Here is a 17,012-nt window from a genome sequence, read left to right on the forward strand (position 1 = left end):
GGCGTTTTGCTGTGGCTTGCTTGCCGGCACCGTGTTGATCGCGGTGCCGGCGGTGGTGCTCAGGCGAGGTTCCGCAGCTCCCGCAAGGTGACGGACAGCATGGGCATGTCGATGCCGGTTGAGCTCTTGATGTCGGCAAAGAGTTGCTGGCTGCGGTCGATCTGGGTGCTGCGCTGGGTCTCCCATGCCTTGATCAGCGCGTCCGGCTCGGTCAGTTTGGGTGACAGACGCAGGACGTTGGCGGCGAGGTTGCGGGCCTGGGCGGAGAGGTCGTCGCGCAGGGCGGTGCGGGCCAGCGACTGCCAGTGGGTGTCGGCGGGCAGACTGGTGATCTGCTTGCCGAGCCAGTGGAGGTCGAAGCGCTCGCCCAGAGCGAAGTACACCGCGGCGGCCGTGCGCTGATCGCGCTTGGTCTCGGTGGTGAGTTCGACCAGATCGAGTGCAGAGTAGAGCTCGTCGAGGCCGGCGACGCGGCGTGCCAGGGCCTCGGGCACCCCTTGTTCGGTGTAGCCGTTGGCGAGTCTGTCGAGCTCTTTCTTGTAGCCGGCACCGACGACCTCTTCGAGGGACTCGGCAAGCTCTTTTGCGCCCGGAATGAAGCGCTTGAGTGTCTTGCTCAGGTCCTTGGTGAGATCGGGGTGGCGCAGGAACCACAGGGTGCCGCGCATGACCAGGCGACCGGAGTCGATGATCATGCGGGTTTGCACGGCATCCGGGATCTGGTTGTCGAGCGCTTCGATGTCGGCCCACACCGAGACGAGACTGAAGACTTCGCGGGTGGCTAGGTAGGCGCGCACGATGTCGGGGGCTGTGGCGCCGGTTTCTTCCTTGAGCCGGCCGACAAAGGTGGCGCCGACGCGATTGACCATGCTGTTGATGACATGCGTGGCGATGATCTCGCGCTTGAGTGCATGGCGCTGGATCTGGTCGGCAAAACGCTCGCGCAGCGGAACCGGGAAGTAGCGGGTGAGCGCGGTGGAGATGTACGGGTCTTCGGGGATGTCCGAGGCCAGCACTTCGTCATAGAGCTCGATTTTGCTGTAGGCGAGCAACACGGCCAGTTCCGGCGAGGTGAGCCCGGCGCCAGCGGCTTTGCGCTCGGCGATTTCCTCGTCGAAGGGCAGGAACTCGATCTTGCGATTGAGCCGGCCGGCGTTGCCGAGGCGGCGCATGAAGCGGGCCTGGGCGTCGACCAGTTCGGTGCCGCGCGCGCGGGTGACAGACAGGATCTGCGTCTGGTAGTAGTTATCGCGCAGCACCAGGGTGGCGACTTCGTCGGTCATCTCCATCAGCAATTTGTTGCGTTGCTTGTCGGTCAGTTCGCCCTCGGCGACCACGCCATTGAGGAGAATCTTGATGTTCACTTCGTGGTCGGAGCAATCGACGCCGCCGGAGTTGTCAATGGCGTCGGTGCAGATGCGTCCGCCATTGAGCGCAAACTCGATACGGCCGAGCTGCGTGGCGCCGAGGTTGCCGCCTTCGCCAAACACCTTGCAGCGCAGGTCGCGGCCATTGACGCGCACGGCGTCGTTGGCACGGTCGCCCACCGAGGCGTCGGTTTCGCTGTTGGCCTTGATGTAGGTGCCGATGCCGCCGTTATAGAGCAGGTCGATCGGTGCCTTGAGAATGCAACGGATCAGCTCGGTCGGGGGCAGGGCGGTGGCGTCGGTGTCGAGCACCTTACGCATCTGCTCGGACAGCGGAATCGACTTGGCGCTGCGCGGCCAGATACCGCCGCCCTTGGAGATGAGCTTGCGGTCGTAGTCGTCCCACGAGGAGCGCGGCAGCGCGAACATGCGGTCACGCTCGACCCAGCTGGTTTCGGGGTTCGGATCCGGATCGAAGAAGATATGCCGGTGGTCGAAGGCCGCCACGAGTTTGATCTTTTTCGACAGCAGCATGCCGTTGCCGAACACGTCGCCCGACATGTCGCCCACGCCGGCCACGGTGAAGGGCTCTTCCTGGGTGTTGATGCCCATTTCGCGGAAGTGACGCTTGACCGATTCCCAGGCGCCGCGGGCGGTGATGCCCATTTTTTTGTGGTCATAACCCACCGAGCCGCCGGAAGCGAAGGCGTCGCCCAGCCAGAAGCCGTACTCGGCGGCCACGGAGTTTGCGATGTCAGAGAAGGTGGCCGTGCCCTTGTCGGCAGCGACGACCAGATACGGATCGTCTTCGTCATGGCGAACCACTGATGCGGGCGGTACGACTTCGCCGAGCACGAGGTTGTCGGTCACGTCCAGCAGGCCGGACAGGAACATGCGGTAGCAGGCCACGCCTTCGGCCAGCATGGCTTCGCGGTCGCCGGCGGGCGGGGGCGTTTTGACCACGAAACCGCCTTTGGAGCCGACCGGCACGATGACGGCGTTTTTAACGATCTGTGCCTTCACCAGCCCGAGGATCTCGGTGCGGAAGTCTTCCATGCGGTCTGACCAGCGCAGGCCACCCCGGGCGACCTTGCCGCCGCGCAGGTGCACGCCCTCGACTCGCGGCGAGTACACCGAAATTTCGAACATCGGCTTCGGTTCGGGCAGGTTGGGGATGAGGCTGGGGTTGAACTTGAACGACAGGTAGGACTTGGGCTTGCCGTCTTTTCCAGGCTGGTAGAAATTGGTGCGCAAGGTGGCCTGAATCATGGCGAGGAACTGACGCAGGATGCGGTCTTCGTCGAGGTTGGCGACGTTGTCGAGCGTGGCGTTGATCTCGGTGACCAGTTTCTCGCAACGCGCGTTGCGGTCGGTGTCTTCCGCCGGGTCGAAACGGGTCTTGAACAGCTTGACCAACTGGGCGGTGAGCGCCGGGTAGTTGGCCAGCGTCTGCTCCATGTAGGTCTGGCTGAAGGTGAAGGCCGCCTGCTTCATGTGCTTCGCGTAGGCGCGCAGCATGCTCACTTCGCGCCAGTCGAGGCCGGCGAGCAGGGTGAGGCGGTTGAAGTCGTCGTTTTCGATGTCGCCGCACCAGGCGCGGGCGAACACTTCGTGGAACAGCGGGCGCAAGCGCTCGAGGTCAAGCTCTTCGACACCGGCCAGTTGCATGCCGAAGTCGTGCACCCACACCAGCGAACCGTCTTGTCGTTCGATGCGGTACGGTCGCTCTTCGATGACCTTGACGCCGGTGCGCTCGAGCATCGGCAGGCTGCTGGACAGCGGCACCGGGGCGCCGGTGTGGAAGAGCTTGAAGTTGATGTGGCCTTGCGGTGCCTCCAGCGGAATGTAGAGGTTCATGCCCAGCCCGCTGCGCGGATCGAGTGACTCCATCAGGTCGATGTCGTGCACTGCGATGCGTGCCGGGTAGTCCTCACGGTAGCCCGCGGGGAAGGCGGTGGCATAGCTGCGGCACAGGCGCATCCCTCGCTCTTCGCCGTGGTGCTCGATGAGCGCGCTTTGCAGGCCGTCTTCCCAGCGACGGGCGGCATTGATCAGACGAGTTTCGATCTCGCGGACATCGTAGGTCGGAATAACCGAGTCTTTGGTCCGAACGATGATCAGCACCCGCGCCAGGGCGGACTCCGAGAAGTGCACCTCGAATTCGGAGGAGACGCCTTCGAAGGCTTCCATCAGCACGGCCTGCATGCGCTTGCGCTGCTCGGTGTTGTAGTTTTCGCGCGGGATGTAAATCAGGCAGGAGACAAAGCGCGCGTAGGCATCGCTGCGGGCGAACAGGCGAATGCGCTGACGCTCGCCGAGGCGCAGGATGCCGGTCGCGGTGTTGAAAAGTTCGTCGGGCGTGCTCTGGAAAAGCTCATCGCGCGGGTATTGTTCGAGGATGGTGGCCAGCGCCTTGCCGGCATGGCTCTTGGGCATCAGCCCGGCACGCTCGATCACGCCTTGCACCTTGCGCCGCAGCAGGGGGATACGCGTCGGATTGGTGTTGTAGGCCGTCGAGGTGAGCAGACCGATGATGCGGCGCTCGCCGGTGACCTTGCCTTTGGCGTCGAAGCACTTGATGCTGAGGTGGTCGAGGTAGCCTTGGCGATGGACGGTCGAGCGCGTATTTGACTTGGTGATGGTGAGCAGGTTGGGCAGATGGGCCTGGGCCTTGAGCTGCGGCGGCAGGGCGGCGAAGGACATCGATTGCCTGCTGTCGCCGGTTTCGCGCAGCAGACCGAGGCCGGAGCCGCTGCGGATGCGAAGCTCGTTCTCGCCTTTTTTGCTGATCAGGTCGTAATCGCGGCAGCCGAGCAACACGAAATTGTCGTCCGACAGCCATTCGAGAAAGGCTTTGACTTCGGCGACTTCGTCGGGGCTTTCGGGGGTGGCGCTGTTGCCAGCATCGGCAATCACTTCTTTGAGGCGCTCCGTCATGGCAGGCCAGTCGGCCACGGCGACACGAACGTCTTTGAGCACCCGTTCAATACCGGACTTGATCGCTTCGAGGTCGGCCGGCTCGGTGCGGCGGTCAACTTCTACGTGGATGATCGACTCATAGCGCGCGCCCTTGGTCTTGACCTCATCGACCATGCGTTGGTACTGGCCCTTGGCATCACGCGCGACCGCCATCACCGGGTGGATGATGAGGTGCAGGGTGAGGCCCTGACGATTGACCTCGATGCCGATGGAGTCGACCAGGAAGGGCATGTCGGGGCCGACCAGCTCGATCACGGTGTGGGTGGACTCCCAGCCGTGTTCGTCCATGCGCGGGTTGTACACGCGCACTTTGGTGTCGCCTTCGTGTTTGCGGGCGAACTGCCAGTGGCTCAACACGGCGCCGTACAGATCTGCGACTTCGAAGCCAGCCAGGTCATCGGTGTCGACCTGGTTGTAGTACTTGCGCGCAAACGGCTCTACGACTGCCGCCTGGTCAGGTGCCAGTTTGCTGCGGATCAGTTCGACGACCGCTTCGATCTGGCTGGAGCCGGCCTCATCGGTGCGTGGTGACATGCTGTTCTCCTTGTTGTCGTTGTTTGACCGGGGCGCTCGTGGCCCCCCGGGGTGTTTGTGGTGTGGGTGGATTACTGCAGTGCCTGGATCACCGGCTTGGCTTCCAGGGCGGCGAGTGCGGTTTCGGTAAATATGCGCAGACCGAGTTCTGGCCGGTAGCCGTGGATTTCGGTGACGTCCAGCGCGCGCATGAAGGCGATGATCTCCTGGCTGATGACTTGTCCGGGCACCAGAATCGGGAAGCCCGGCGGGTAGGGAATGACAAAGGTGGTGGAGACCAGCTTGCGCCCTGTGGCGATTTCCTTTTCGATGGCATTGCCTTCGATGGGGATGTACTCGCACTTGCCTTCGTCATAGGCCAAGAAGAAAGCCGAGCGGATGTCGCCCTCAGGGGTACCGTTGCCGGCGCTGAGGCGGAAGGCGTCGTGGAAGTAGCTGAAATCGGGCAGGGGCGGCAGGTCTTCGCGCAGGGCTTTGACCTTGCGCTCGAAGATCTTCTTTTCGACCGCGCTGGCGTCGTCGAGGCGTTCGTCGAGCTCACGCGCAATCTTCACCAGCACTTCGATCAAATAGGCGATCGAGGAGCGCGTGGTGCCGATGTTGGTCATGAACAACACCGTATTGCGAGAAGTCTTGTTGATCTGAATGCCGTGTTTGTCCATCAGGATCTGGTTTTTGAAGGTGTCTCCGTCCCACCCCGAGCCGGATACCGAGAGGGTGACGCGAGTGGCGTCGAGCACAAACTCGTCTTCACTCCAGGCCTCGGCAATGTCGCTCCAGCCGTGCTCGGGATCCCAGTAGCTCTTGATGCCGGACTTACGATACTCCGCCGGAATCATCTCGGCCACCGTTAGCACATGAAAATATTTACTGATCAGCGGATGGTGGTTGATCGCCTTGCGCAGCGACATGGCCTGCTCGACCTGACGCTGGATGAACTCGAAACCTTCAAGCTCCACCTGCCGGCGACCGATGTCCAGCGAGGCGATGATCTGGTAGTTGGGTGACGTGGAGGTGTGGGTCATGTAGGCCTCATGGAAGGCCTGTTCGACCTCATCCTTGAAGTCCTGGTCATGCACATGAATCATCGAGCCCTGACGCAGCGAAGTGAGCGTTTTATGGGTCGACTGGCAGGCATAGACGCGCACCCGCACCTTGTCAGGGTCGGGCATCAGACGTGTTTTAAGCAGGGTTTCGTCATCGGCGTCCGCCATTTTTTCGGCGTACTTGGCGTAGGCGGCGCGGTATTCAGGTGACTTGAAACGCTCTCGCAGCAGGGCGGCGCAATGCATGCCGGTGCGGCGCCGATAGGCCGGGCCGAAACGGGCAAAGGCAAACCAGGCCTCGTCCCACAGAAAGACGAGATCCGGCTTGATGGCCAGGCACTCTTCCATGACCCGTTCAACGTTGTAGACCACGCCGTCGAAGGTGCAGTTGGTGAGCAGCAGCATGCGCACGCGATCGAGCTTGCCGGCGGCCTTGAGTTCGAGCAAGCGATGCTTGATTTCGCGCATCGGGACCGCGCCATACATCGAGTAATCGTTGAGCGGGTAGCTGTCGAGATACACCACCTGCGCACCGGCCAGCACCATGCCGTAGTGGTGCGATTTGTGGCAGTCGCGGTCGACCAGCACGATGTCGCCCGGCCGCACGATGGCTTGCACCACGATCTTGTTGCAGGTCGAGGTGCCGTTGGTGGAGAAGAAGGTTTGCTTGGCGCCAAAAGCGCGCGCGGCTTTTTCCTGCGCCTTCTTGATCGGCCCGTGCGGCTCGAGCAGGCTGTCGAGGCCGCCCGAGGTGGCGGAGGTTTCGGCGAGGAAGATGTTCATGCCGTAGAACTCGCCCATGTCCTTGATCCAGTGCGAGCGGGTAATCGACTTGCCGCGGCTGATCGGCATGGCATGGAACACGCCGGTGGGCTTGCGGGCGTATTCGGTGAGGGCGGTGAAGAAGGGCGCCTCGAAGCGATCAGACACGCCACGCAGGATATTCAAGTGCAGCTCCAGGTGGTCTTCCTGGTTGTAAAAGACCCGGCGGCAGTTACCCAGGTTGGCGCCGGCAATCTCTTCGACCGACTGATCGGTAAACAGGAACACGTCCAACTCGGGGCGCAGCTTGGCGATCAGGCGGCACAGCTCGGGGCCGTATTCCTTGGGCTCCACGTCCTGCAGCGCGTCTTCTTCAAGGCGCGACATGTAGCGGTGAAGAATCTCCAGCGTTTGGTCCGACTCGAGACGCAGGCCGTTGCGTACCACGACGGTTTGTACGTTGTGGTTGAACATGACAGCGATCAGCGCGTCGGTGAGGCTGGGGACGAAGACCGGCTCATAGACAAAGGGGTCTTCGGGGCGCCGCATGCTGGCCATGGTGCGGCGCAGGTTGGCTTCCTGAATCGGCGTGAAGTTGTCGACGAAGAGCACTTCGAAGTAGGGCAGCTCTTTGGGGCGTGACTCGTTGGATTCGTCGTCGGGGCTGCCCTCGATCAACTCGTCGAGGTCATGGTGGTGCGGATTGCGCCGATAGCTGTTGCTCATGAGCGCGCGGCAGATATTGCGCACGATATTGGCAAGCGCCTCGACCCGGCCTTCTTCGAGCAGGACTTCGAGTCGCTCGAAGGTGTCATGGCCAGGGAAGGCCCAGTACAGCTCGATCGGGCGCAGTACCTCGATCAGCTCGCGGATCTTGCGCTCGGCGTCGAGGCGCCGTTTTTCGGTCAGCGTTTGAGTGAGCTGCTCGGTCGCGATCCGCAGATTGGTCCAGCGGTCGGTGCGCAACTGGAGCGCGCTGTAATACTCACCCAGCGACTTCTTTGGCTTGTTGCTTGCCTTCATCTTGTGTCTCCTCGCCGAGGTCTGGGCCTCGTGCCGTGATGTTCGGGGAGGCTCCCCGCGGCTTTCTCAAGTCTGAATCTGCGCTTCGCCGAACTGTATGAGCCGCTCGCCCGGCGTGAAATGCGCGAACGACTGTGGCCAGCACATGCCGGGCCAGAAGAAATCTGCACGTCCGGCCGTGGGCCAGTAGGCCGCGGAGTAGAGCGTGCCGAAACCGCGTGAAAACGCAGTGGAATAGATCGGCGGCTGCAAAAAGGCGCCGATCAGTGTGTCGGCCGACAGCTCGCTGTCCTGCAGCATCAGCAGCAGGCGCCGATGCCGTTCAACCGTGGCCGTGGCGCTGGCGTGCTGGTGCCACTCGATCTTGTGCTGATGGTTGGTGGCGGCGGCCGTGCGTCGGATATCGCCGGGTTTGCCGGGCGCGACGTACACCGTGGCGAACTCGCCAGTGCGATCGACCACCGTCACGTTGTAGCTCATGTGCACCGGAATGCGTGCCAGGGCCGCGGTGGCTTCGGCGGTGGTGGTGCAGGTCTCGAGCACATAGCGCAATACCAGCGGCACACCGAAACCTTCGCCCACATCGCGACGCCCGCCAAAGGACAGCGAGACCGCCAGGCCGTCTTCGTTCATGCCATCGAGCAAGCCCCACAGGCAGTCGCTGACGCCCATGACCTGCCGACCATTCCAGGCGGTCTTGAGAATCACGCCTTCGCACAATTGCGCCGGGTAGTCGTAATTACGCACCAGCACCGGATGCTCACCTGGCCATACCGCCTGCGAGCAAGCGGACACATAGGGCGGCGGGCAGAACAGCGACAGAAAGCGCGCTTCCAGGTCGCCGCCGCCGGCCAGATTGACCAGCGTCTCGTAGGTCGGCATCAGCTCTGGCATGTGGGCTTGCAGCGCCCGCACGCAGGGCAGGTAATAGGGGCGCGCCGCATCGCCGCTTTGCAGATACCAGCGGCGATACGACGGCCAGAATGCGTGAAACAAGCCCAGCCACGCCTCGCCCGGCCGAGTTTCCTCGACCGCGCGAAAGAGCAGTGACTGGTTCTGGATAAGCGACATTCGCCGCGTGCTCCGATCAGAGAATCTTGAACGCGCCGGCGGTCGGTGCCGGCTCGGCCAGTTCTTGCACGGTGCCCAGCGGATGGCCCTTGTAGCAGTTCTGGATGCCGCGGATCCAGTTCTTCGCACGCGCGTTGAGCTGGAAGTCTTCGGTCATCGAGCGGCCCCGGGTAATCAGAATGCCCAGGTCGGCGCCCTCGTAGCGATAGTCGCCCGGCCCGGTGATGCGCAGCCAGTAAGCTTCGTTCTCGTTCTCGACCGCCAGGCGGCGCGTGTCGAAGCGGTGGTAGCTCACGTTGCCGGCCTCGTCCATGCGGTAGATGCCCGATTGTGGTGCCTGGTCGACGATGTCCACCGTGTCTTCGGTGTGCTTCATCACCAGCTGGCTCCAGCTGTCGATGTACTTGGGGTTCTTCCAGCGCTCGTTCATGGCGGCCACGTCGAGGTCGAAGTCAGCACCACTGAATTCGAGCAGGTGGAAGAAGAACAGCGGGGCGTCGGCATAAGCGAAGGCCGCGTGGTTGGTCATCGGGCTGGCGCCGCAGATGCGCGGGTTCAGCTCGCCGAGATAGACCTCGTCGGTATCCTGGTCGATCAGGAAGTCGAGGTCGAAGTAGCCGCGATAGCCTTCCTTGAGCAACTGGTTACCAAAGGCGTAGGCGTAGTCGCGCGCGGTGATGCGGGCCTTTTCGGTGAACGCGCCGGGGAAGACTTCGTTGCCGCACCAGCCGCCTTTGTAGGGGGTGAGATCTTTCTGGCCGACGATCTCGGTCAGCAGCGGGCCGACCACGGTGCCGCACTTGGTCACGCAGGCTTCGAGCGTGCCGCCGCGGCAGTTGATGCGCTTCATGACCTTCACTTCGGGGTCTTTCACGATCTCGTCGGCGTACTTCTTCCATTCCTCTTCATTCGAGATGAAGAAGGTGGTGTGGCCGGAGTCGCCGAAGGCGGTCTGGATCACCAGATCGGTGCCCAGCTTGTGTTCTTCGGTCAGCTTCAGCAGATGTTCATAGCTTTCAACCTTGGAGAGCACGTTCGGCACCGAGGGCACGCCGGCCTTGTTGCCAATGCGCACGGTCTCCATCTTGTTGTCGCAGCGGGTGCGCAGCTCGGCGGAGGGGAACCACACCTCGATGCCAAGCTCCTTGCATAGCGCTTCGGTCTTTTCGTCGAACATCAGGAACACGGCCACCGGGTCGCCGCCGCGGCCTTTGATGTAGTCGAGCACTTCCTTGTGCTGGAGCATGTAGTTGTTGATGTCTTCAATACCCTCGAACTCCGGATGCGGTTGTTCGCTGGGTACGAACACGTTCGGGTGGCGGCCGTCAAAGCAATCGATGTAGTTGATGTGCTTGAAGTGGGGCACGCGTTCGTCCATGCCGGCCAGGTTGAAGTTGGTGGCGCTGATGAAATAGATCGGGCGCTCGTTGCGGTGAAAGAACAGGCGAACGTCCGACATGCTGGTGATTTTTTCACTCATCTCTTGTCTCCTCTCAGGCGGTACGGTGTTTGAGGCTTGCCGTGTGCTCCGTATGCCAAGCCAGATGAGTAGTGCAATGATCAGACCAAGCAACAGGTAAGTAATCACGATGAAGCCCTCTATATGAATCAGTACTTCGGTGGTTCAGTAGATGGATCGAAGTTCGTCGTCTCGGTGTAGTCCTTGGGGGTCAGATGTGTGTTGGGCATCAGCATCGAACCGTCGGGTCCCGCGATGGCGCCAGGCGGCAGACTCACGCCCGCGCGCGATCCGCGGGTCGGCTTGATCAGCGGGCCCAGGCTGTTCAGGTAGCCGTCCAGCTTCGAGTCGTGCTGATACACCGGAAACGGCACCGGCCGATCACGGAAGCTTTTGAGCGTCTGGCCCAGTCCGCGAATGCCGACTTCGCGTTCGCGGCGCACCCGCGCAAAATCAATTTCGACCGGGATGGTCTCTTCGCCGCCGCCGGCTTCATGGATCACGTAGCCCGAGGGCCCGACCACGATGGAACGCCCCGTGCCGCAATCGCCCACGCCGTTGATGTCGAAGAAATAGCACTGGTTGATGGTGGCGCTGGCGCGCGCTATCGGCAGCTCGACATCGCGGTCGATGGTGTCGGTCATGGTCGGGTGAAGAATGCACTCGGCGCCCATGGCAACCAGCGTGCGCGTGGTTTCCGGAAACCACATGTCGTAGCAGATCGACACGCCGAAGCGACCGATCTCGGGCACATCAAACACGCAGAATTCTTCACCCGGCTTGATGCCCGTCTCGTAGGGCTGAAACGGAAACATCTTGCGGTAGCGGGTGACCACCTGACCGTTCGGATCGATGACCGGTGTGGTGTTGTAGATGTCATCGCCCACGCGCTCGAACAGCGAACCTGGCAGCAGCCAGACGCCGTGCTTTTGCGCCATTTGACAAAAAATCTGCTCGGCGGGCCCGCCAGTTGGTTCGGCGTAATGCGGCGACGGCCCATACGGTGCCAGCTCGCTGAACAAGACCATCTGCACCCACGGGAAGCGCGCCATCAACACATCGAGCTTGCGGCCCATGGCGGTGATGTTTTCATTCCGTGTCGAGATCTGCATCTGAACGCCGGCAATGGCAAACGGAATCATTCATTCGTCTCCTGTAGCGGGGAGGATTCGTTGTTCTTGTTGTGACTTGGGTGCTTCGGTGTGCGGCGGTTCAGAACGACGGCGGGGAGCACGCGCTGACGAGCTCACAGGTGTCGCTCCCGAGATTCCGAAAACGATGTGGCAGGCGGCTGTCGAAGTAGTAGCCATCTCCCGGACCGAGCAAGGTGCTCTGATGCCCGACCGTGACCTCAATCTGCCCCCGAATGACAAAGCCGCCTTCTTCCGATTCGTGCGACAGCATGGTTTCGCCGGTGTCCGCGCCCGGCGGGTAGGTTTCGGTCATGATTTGCATCGACCGGCCTCGAACCTGGTCGCCGAGTTGCCGGAAGCGAATCGCGCCGTTGTCCATCACTTTCAATTGATGCGCTGCGAAAAAAACCGGGGTGGACTCGGCTTCGTCGACACCGGAAAAGAAATCGGCCAATGACATCGGAAAACCCGACAACACCTTCTTGAGCAGGGCAACCGACGGGCTCGTCTTGTTCTGTTCGATGAGTGAAATCATGCCGTTGGTAACGCCCGATCGGCGCGCCAGCTCGCGTTGCGAAACGCCTTTCTGGTGGCGAAGTTCGCGAATGCGCTCACCCACAAAAGGGGTGTCCGAAGACGGGGTGCTATCGCTTGATATATTCGACACCACAGCCATACCTCCTGACGCTTCCGGGCGCGACCGCTTCATCATGATGCCCGGTTGAACCTCCCCAAACGGGGGCGTATTTTGCGCTGCGAAAATTCAGATCAACGCGATTCGCATTGGCACCGAAGACCGGCCGATTGCGCATGAGTGTTAAATATACTCAACACGAAGCCTGAGTAAAAAGCAAGCCTCCTGCCGCCATCAACCGGGTCGCAAAAATCGTTTTTGTCGTGCGACGGCCGTGGCCGCGGCCCTTACCGTGCGGCGGCTTTGAGGTGACGCTCGACAATGCCACACAGCCGACCGGCAGCCGCGTCGATGGCTTCCGAGGGCACGGCGGCGAATCCGAGCACCATGCCGGTTCGCTGATGCTGAACATCGTCGTAGTACATCGACAACGGGCGAAAGACGATCCCCGCATCCAATGCCTCGCTGGCCAGGGCCACGTCGTTGACAGGCGTCTCGAAAAAGTAAGGCAGATGGAGTCCGGCCATGCCGCCGGTGGTGCGAACCGCGCCTTGGAGGCGGGACTCGATGGCGGTGTGCAAGACGTTTCGGCGTTCCTGGTAGATGTTTCGAACCCGCTTGAGATGGGCGCCAAGATGGCCGGCGTCGATGAACTCGGCCAGCGCCGCCTGTTCGATCATGCGCCCCTCGCGATACAGCTCGGCGTTGCCAATGGCAAACGACTCAGCGAGGTATTCGGGCACGACGAGATACGCCAGGCGCAAGCCGGGGAACATGGCCTTGCTGAAGGTGCCCAGGTAGAGCACACGCTGTGTGCGAGACTGACCGAACAGTGCGCCAATTGTGTGCGGGTGGTAGCGAATCTCGTTGTCGTAGTCATCTTCGATGATCCATGCACCGCTGGCTTCGGCCTGCTCGAGCAGGCGCAGGCGGCGGCTCAGCGACATGACCACACCGGTCGGGTATTGGCTGGAGGGCGAGACGAACATCAGGCGCGGATCTTCGCCCGGTGTGACCTCCGGCGGGTTGATGCCTTCTTCATCGACCGGAATGGGCACGAGCGACAAGCCGTTGGCGCGCAACACGTTTCGCGCGCCCCAGTAGCCGGGGTCTTCCATCCAGACTCGATCGCCCGGGTCGCACAGCATGCGAGCGCAGAGATCGATCGCCTGATGGGAGCCGTTGAGGATGAGGATCTGTTGCGGCGTGCAAGCCATCATTCGCGATGCACGCAGGTAGTTGGCCAGCGCCACCTTCAGGGGACCATAGCCCCCCTGGCTGTAGCGGGCGAGATGGCGCTGCTCGAAACGCACATTCTTCGACAGCAAGCGACGCCAGGTCGGAAAAGGGAAGAGGCCGACGTCGGGCACGCCGGGGACAAACGCACCGCCCTGGATGCGACTGCTGTTGGCGTGCCGCGCGATCTCCCGTCCCCGCAACGACAAGGAGGCGCCGGGGCGGGGGAGTTCGAAGACGCCGGATTTTTCGGAAGACGCTGCCGGAATGGCTTCTGAAACGATAGTGCTCGCGCCCCCACGGCTTTGGAGGTAGCCCTCGATGACCAGTTGCTCATACACCCGCACCAGTGTGCTGCGACTGAAGCCCAGTTCGTCGGCGAGCACCCGGGTGGCCGGCAAGGGGGTGCCGGGAGGCAGTGCACCATCCAGAATCAAGTGCCGAATCGCCAGATACAGCGTGGTGCGTAGCTTGCGGCCCGTGGACTCTCGCTCGAATCGCTGCCGAATCAAGGTGATTTGACTAGCCGTGTTCATTGCGTCGCACCATAATTGGTATCAGTCTTTCTGTAAAAATTGGACCAATACTGCGCCGATCTGGCGGCTAGAATCAAACTATTGCTGGATAGTCGATGGCCTGATGCCTCGTCGAACAGCGCCGCCCGGACCTCGGGGCGACCTCAATCTCGGAGAACGACATCTTGAAGCTGACCGACACCTCACTGCTCAAGCAACAGTGCTACATCAACGGTGAATGGACCGACGCCGATACCGGGCAAACCTTTGCCGTTGAAAACCCCGCGACGGGTGAAGTCCTCGCTCATGTGCCCAGTGCCGGCGCGGATGAAACCCGCCGCGCCATTGACGCAGCCCGCCTGGCACAGCCGGCCTGGCGCGCCAGGACCGCGGGGGAGCGCGCAAAAATTTTGCGTCGCTGGCACGAGCTGTTGCTCGCCAACCAGGAAGATCTGGCCCAGCTGATGACCGCCGAACAAGGCAAGCCGCTGGTCGAGTCGCGTGGCGAAATCGCCTACGCGGCCTCGTTCATCGAGTGGTTTGCCGAAGAAGGCAAGCGCATATACGGCGACATCATTCCGCCACACCACGCGGACAAGCGGGTGCTCGTCACCAAAGAGCCGATCGGTGTGTGCGTGGCCATTACGCCGTGGAACTTCCCGTCGGCAATGATCACCCGCAAGGCCGGCCCGGCGTTGGCCGCCGGTTGTGCGATGGTGCTCAAGCCGGCCGAAGCCACGCCGCTGTCGGCGCTGGCATTGGCCGAACTGGCCGAACGTGCCGGTGTGCCCAAGGGCATTTTCAGCGTGGTCACCGGCGACGCGCGTGCCATTGGCGGCGAGATGTGCGCCAACCCCACCGTGCGCAAGCTGACGTTTACCGGCTCGACCGAAGTGGGCCGGATTCTGATGCAGCAGTGCGCGCCGACGATCAAGAAGCTGTCGCTGGAGTTGGGCGGCAACGCCCCCTTTATCGTGTTTGATGACGCGAATCTGGATATCGCCGTTCAGGGTGCAATGGCCTCCAAGTACCGCAATGCCGGCCAGACCTGTGTATGCGCCAACCGGCTGTTGATTCAGGACGGCATTTACGATGCTTTTGTCGAAAAACTCGCCGCCGCGGTGAGCGCGCTGCAGGTAGGCAACGGCGCCGACGACGGCGTGACGCAAGGCCCGCTGATCGACGACGCCGCCATCGCCAAGGTCGAAGAATTGGTCGACGATGCGCGCGAGAAGGGCGCCCGTGTGGTCTGCGGCGGCAAGCGTCATGCGCTCGGCCGGACGTATTACCAGCCGACGATTCTGTCCAACGTCACGCCGGCGATGCGCCTGGCGCGCGAAGAGGTGTTCGGCCCGGTAGCGCCGGTGTTCCGCTTCAAGACCGAAGCCGAAGCCGTTGCCATGGCCAACGACACCGAGTTTGGTCTGGCCTCTTACTTCTATACCGAAAATCTGGCCCGCACCATGCGCGTCTCCAGTGCGCTGGAGTACGGCATCATCGGCGTCAATACCGGCCTGATCTCTACCGAAGTGGCACCTTTTGGCGGCATGAAGTCGTCCGGCCTCGGGCGTGAAGGATCGAAGTACGGCATTGAAGATTATCTGGAAATCAAGCACGTCTGCATCGGCGGTATTGACTGATTCGCTGATCGACAGACGCAGGAGCAAACGTATGAATGCACGCAACGGAAACACCGCGAAGACCAACGCAGCGCTGATGGCGCGCCGTTCGGCGGCCTTGCCGCGAGGCGTCGGCCAGGCACACCCGTTTTTTGCCGAGCGCGCCGACAACGCCGAAATCTGGGATGTCGAAGGGCGTCGCTGGATCGATTTCTGCGCGGGTATCGCCGTGGTCAATACCGGACACCGCCATCCCAAAGTGATGGCAGCGGCGCGCGAACAACTCGACAAGTTCACGCATACGTGTTTCCAGGTGATGGCGTATGAATCCTATGTGGAACTGTGCGAGCGGCTGAACGCCGCAGCGCCGGGCAACACACCGAAGAAATCGTTTCTGGTGAATTCGGGCGCTGAGGCCGTCGAGAACGCCGTCAAGATCGCCCGCGCAGCGACTGGCCGGTCCGGCGTCATCGCTTTTGGCGGCGGATTTCATGGCCGCACGATGTTCGGTATGGCGCTGACCGGCAAGGTTGCCCCTTACAAAATCAAGTTTGGCCCCTTCCCCGGGGAGATCTTTCATGTCCCGTTCCCTGACGCGCTGCATGGCGTCTCGGAAGACGAGTCCATCGCGTCGATCGAGCGTGTATTCAAGTACAGCATCGAGGCGTCGCGGGTGGCTGCGATTCTCATCGAGCCGGTGCAAGGGGAGGGCGGATATTTGCCTGCGCCGCTCGGTTTTTTACAACGCCTGCGCACCCTCTGCGATGCGCACGGCATCCTGTTGATTGCCGATGAAGTACAGACCGGCATTGGCCGCTGCGGCAAACTGTTTGCCACCGAGCACTACGGCATTGAACCCGACATCATTACGCTGGCCAAAGGTCTGGGTGGCGGCATGACCGTGTCGGCGGTGGTGGGCAAGGCGGCAGTCATGGACGCCGCTGACCCCGGTGGCCTCGGTTCAACCTACGCCGGCAATCCAGTGGCCGTGGCCAGTGCGCTGGCCGTGCTCGACGTGGTCGAGGAAGAGAAACTCTGCGAGCGCTCCATGCTTATCGGTGAACAGATGCGGGCGCGATTCACGTCGATGCAAGCCCGTTTCACCAGCATGGCCGAAGTGCGCGGCCTGGGTGCGATGACGGCGGTGGAGTTTTGCCGCAATGGTGACCCGCATCAACCCGCGGCAGACATTGCCACGGCGTTGAAGGATGAAGCCGCACGCCGAGGATTGCTGCTGCTGATGTGCGGAAATTATGGCAACGTATTGCGCGTGATGGTGCCGCTGACGCTGAGCGATGCGGTGCTTGAAGAGGGCATGGACATCATCGAAGCCTCGCTCGAGGCCATTCGCGCCTGACAATTGATTCACGGGCAAGCCAGCCCCGTAAGCTGGCTAATCAAGCAGACCATAAAAACTCCTGGAGGAGACTCACATGACCAAACTGACCGTTATCGCAACCGCCCTTGCGCTCGGTGCCACGCTGGGTGCCGCGCCGGCCCAGGCCGAAACCAAGTTCGTCACCATCGGCACTGGCGGTGTCACGGGCGTGTATTACGCCGCCGGCGGCGCCATCTGCCGCCTGATGAACAAGGACCGCGCCAAGCACGGCATCCGCTGCTCGGTCGAGAGCACC

The 17,012-nt window shown here is 62.0% G+C and carries 10 protein-coding genes; 3 read left to right on the plus strand and 7 right to left on the minus strand.

Going from position 1 to position 17,012, the window contains the following annotated elements:
• Window positions 1-59: 59 nt before the first annotated feature.
• The 7 genes from FHP89_RS16390 to pdxR all read right to left on the minus strand — a co-directional run bounded on the left by FHP89_RS16390 (window position 60) and on the right by pdxR (window position 13,780).
• Window positions 60-4,880, minus strand: a complete 4,821-nt coding sequence (locus tag FHP89_RS16390) for an NAD-glutamate dehydrogenase (protein WP_144178743.1) — start codon at window positions 4,878-4,880, stop codon at window positions 60-62.
• Between the two features lie 71 nt (window positions 4,881-4,951).
• The gene (locus FHP89_RS16395) at window positions 4,952-7,711 is read right to left on the minus strand and encodes an aminotransferase class I/II-fold pyridoxal phosphate-dependent enzyme (protein ID WP_144178744.1); all 2,760 of its coding nucleotides are present in this window, start codon (window positions 7,709-7,711) and stop codon (window positions 4,952-4,954) included.
• Between the two features lie 66 nt (window positions 7,712-7,777).
• The gene (locus tag FHP89_RS16400; RefSeq protein ID WP_144178745.1) at window positions 7,778-8,782 is read right to left on the minus strand and encodes a C45 family autoproteolytic acyltransferase/hydolase; all 1,005 of its coding nucleotides are present in this window, start codon (window positions 8,780-8,782) and stop codon (window positions 7,778-7,780) included.
• 16 nt (window positions 8,783-8,798) lie between these two features.
• Window positions 8,799-10,262, minus strand: coding sequence for a biotin carboxylase (locus FHP89_RS16405; RefSeq protein ID WP_144178746.1), 1,464 nt, complete (start codon window positions 10,260-10,262; stop codon window positions 8,799-8,801).
• 128 nt (window positions 10,263-10,390) lie between these two features.
• Window positions 10,391-11,383 (minus strand): carbon-nitrogen hydrolase family protein, encoded by a 993-nt coding sequence (locus tag FHP89_RS16410; protein ID WP_144178747.1) that lies wholly within the window; start codon window positions 11,381-11,383, stop codon window positions 10,391-10,393.
• A 70-nt stretch (window positions 11,384-11,453) separates the two neighbouring features.
• The gene (locus FHP89_RS16415; protein WP_222105423.1) at window positions 11,454-11,993 is read right to left on the minus strand and encodes a cupin domain-containing protein; all 540 of its coding nucleotides are present in this window, start codon (window positions 11,991-11,993) and stop codon (window positions 11,454-11,456) included.
• A 302-nt stretch (window positions 11,994-12,295) separates the two neighbouring features.
• A complete protein-coding gene (pdxR, locus tag FHP89_RS16420; protein WP_144178748.1) occupies window positions 12,296-13,780 on the minus strand; it encodes a MocR-like pyridoxine biosynthesis transcription factor PdxR in 1,485 nt (494 codons plus the stop codon).
• 164 nt (window positions 13,781-13,944) lie between these two features.
• Between pdxR and gabD the strand changes: the two genes are divergently transcribed.
• The 3 genes from gabD to FHP89_RS16435 all read left to right on the plus strand — a co-directional run.
• Complete coding sequence (gene gabD, locus FHP89_RS16425; protein WP_144178749.1) at window positions 13,945-15,399, plus strand: NADP-dependent succinate-semialdehyde dehydrogenase; 1,455 nt, start codon at window positions 13,945-13,947, stop codon at window positions 15,397-15,399.
• Window positions 15,400-15,430: 31 nt separating this feature from the next.
• A complete protein-coding gene (gene gabT / locus FHP89_RS16430) occupies window positions 15,431-16,735 on the plus strand; it encodes a 4-aminobutyrate--2-oxoglutarate transaminase (RefSeq protein ID WP_222105424.1) in 1,305 nt (434 codons plus the stop codon).
• Between the two features lie 76 nt (window positions 16,736-16,811).
• Window positions 16,812-17,012, plus strand: a 201-nt coding sequence (locus FHP89_RS16435) for a TAXI family TRAP transporter solute-binding subunit (RefSeq protein ID WP_313792193.1), incomplete at its 3' end; no start/stop codon positions are given.

This window comes from Denitromonas ohlonensis (assembly GCF_007625205.1).
In the GTDB taxonomy this organism is placed as follows: Bacteria; Pseudomonadota; Gammaproteobacteria; order Burkholderiales; family Rhodocyclaceae; genus Nitrogeniibacter; species Nitrogeniibacter ohlonensis.

Coding starts and splice junctions, on each gene's coding strand:
- pdxR (WP_144178748.1), bottom strand. CDS start 13,780: ATGAACACGGCTAGTCAAATCACCTTGATTCGGCAGCGATTCGAGCGA.
- FHP89_RS16405 (WP_144178746.1), bottom strand. CDS start 10,262: ATGAGTGAAAAAATCACCAGCATGTCGGACGTTCGCCTGTTCTTTCAC.
- gabT (WP_222105424.1), top strand. CDS start 15,431: ATGAATGCACGCAACGGAAACACCGCGAAGACCAACGCAGCGCTGATG.
- FHP89_RS16390 (WP_144178743.1), bottom strand. CDS start 4,880: ATGTCACCACGCACCGATGAGGCCGGCTCCAGCCAGATCGAAGCGGTC.
- FHP89_RS16410 (WP_144178747.1), bottom strand. CDS start 11,383: ATGATTCCGTTTGCCATTGCCGGCGTTCAGATGCAGATCTCGACACGG.
- FHP89_RS16395 (WP_144178744.1), bottom strand. CDS start 7,711: ATGAAGGCAAGCAACAAGCCAAAGAAGTCGCTGGGTGAGTATTACAGC.
- FHP89_RS16400 (WP_144178745.1), bottom strand. CDS start 8,782: ATGTCGCTTATCCAGAACCAGTCACTGCTCTTTCGCGCGGTCGAGGAA.